1 protein-coding gene and 1 pseudogene are annotated in these 1,394 nt (G+C 66.2%); one reads left to right on the top strand and one right to left on the bottom strand.

Going from position 1 to position 1,394, the window contains the following annotated elements; translation table 11 throughout:
• A partial coding sequence (locus EN750_RS34375; protein ID WP_127399281.1) for a pyridoxal-phosphate dependent enzyme occupies window positions 1-812 on the bottom strand: 812 nt, incomplete at its 3' end.
• Window positions 813-1,066: 254 nt separating this feature from the next.
• On the opposite strand from EN750_RS34375, the pseudogene EN750_RS34370 reads away from it, so the two are divergent.
• Window positions 1,067-1,394: pseudogene (locus EN750_RS34370) on the top strand (transcriptional regulator); the annotation flags it as partial.

Genomic DNA, 1,394 nt, shown 5'->3' with positions numbered 1-1,394 from the left:
TCGTCATAGAGGCTAGTGTCGATCGCCTCCTGCAGCACGTTGGGGATGAAGTCCGGCGTCCAGCCCTGGATCGGGTGCGGCTCGAAGGCCGGATGGCTGGCGGCGGGCGCACCATCGGCGCCGCGCTGCTGGACCTTGCCGCTGCCGATGAGCTGCGCGTTGGCCGGCTCGGAGAGCACGATGCGGGTTTCCGGGCGCTCGCGGCGCAGCACGCGCGCCACGCCTACCACCGTGCCGCCGGTGCCATAGCCGGTGACGAAGCAATCTAGCCGCGAGCCGGCGAAATCATTGACGATCTCGCGCGCCGTCGTCGCCTCGTGGATGGCGGCATTGGCGGCCGTCTCGAACTGGCGGGCGAGGAACCAGCCATTGGCCTCGGCCAGTTCCACCGCCTTCTTGTACATGCCGAAACCTTTTTCGGCGCGCGGCGTCAGCACCACCTTGGCGCCCAGCATGCGCATCAGCTTGCGGCGCTCGACCGAAAAACTGTCGGCCATGGTGACGACCAGCGGATAGCCCTTCTGCGCGCAGACCATGGCGAGGCCAATGCCGGTGTTGCCGCTGGTCGCCTCGACAACTGTCTGGCCCGGCTTCAGCGCACCGCTGCGCTCGCCCTCCTCGATGATGTTGAGCGCCAGCCGGTCCTTCACCGAAGCACCGGGATTGAAGTACTCGGCCTTGACGTAGATCGTCGCGTGGGCCGGTCCGAGATTGTTGATGCGCACCACCGGCGTGTCGCCGACGGTATCGAGAATGCTGTCGAACAAGCGGCCGCGCCCGGCCGTGGTTCTGATCTTCTGCTGCTGCAACATCTTGGTCTCCTTGATTGTCATCGCGTTTTGTCTTCACGGGCCGGTTACAAACCGGCGGGTCGGGCGGCGAGGTTTGGTGACCTTGCCGCGCTAGGACTGACATGCCGCACAGCGGCAATGGCTGCATCCGGCGCTGAAATCCGCTGCCGGATGCGCCGTGTCGTGTTTGGTGATATAGGAGAGGCCGACAGGCCAGCGTGGGAGCAGGCGTGGAAACGCACGTGGAATCCAGCCGATCGAGGCCGGACGGCGACATGCCGGTCCTTTCCGTGCGCCTGCTCGGACCGCTGGCGATCTCCCGCAATGATGTGCCGGTTACGTTGCCGTCGTCGCGCAAACTGCGCGCTCTGTTGGCCTATCTGGCGCTGGCGCCGCATCCTGTCAGCCGCAGCCGTCTGTGCGAGCTGCTGTGGGACGTGCCGAACGATCCAAGGGGCGAGCTGCGCTGGTGCCTGAGCAAGCTGCGCGGCGCACTCGACGCGCCGGGCCGACACCGGGTCGTGACACAGGGCGACACGGTAGCACTCGATCTGAGCGATTGTCTGGTCGATGCGCTGGAGGTGAGCAAGGCCGCCTCGCAAG

The sequence above is a fragment of the Mesorhizobium sp. M7A.F.Ca.ET.027.03.2.1 genome, from assembly GCF_003999175.1.
Classification (GTDB): domain Bacteria; phylum Pseudomonadota; class Alphaproteobacteria; order Rhizobiales; family Rhizobiaceae; genus Mesorhizobium.
The sequence above is the reverse complement of the archived record's forward strand: the minus strand, read 5'-3'. Positions and strand labels throughout refer to the sequence as shown.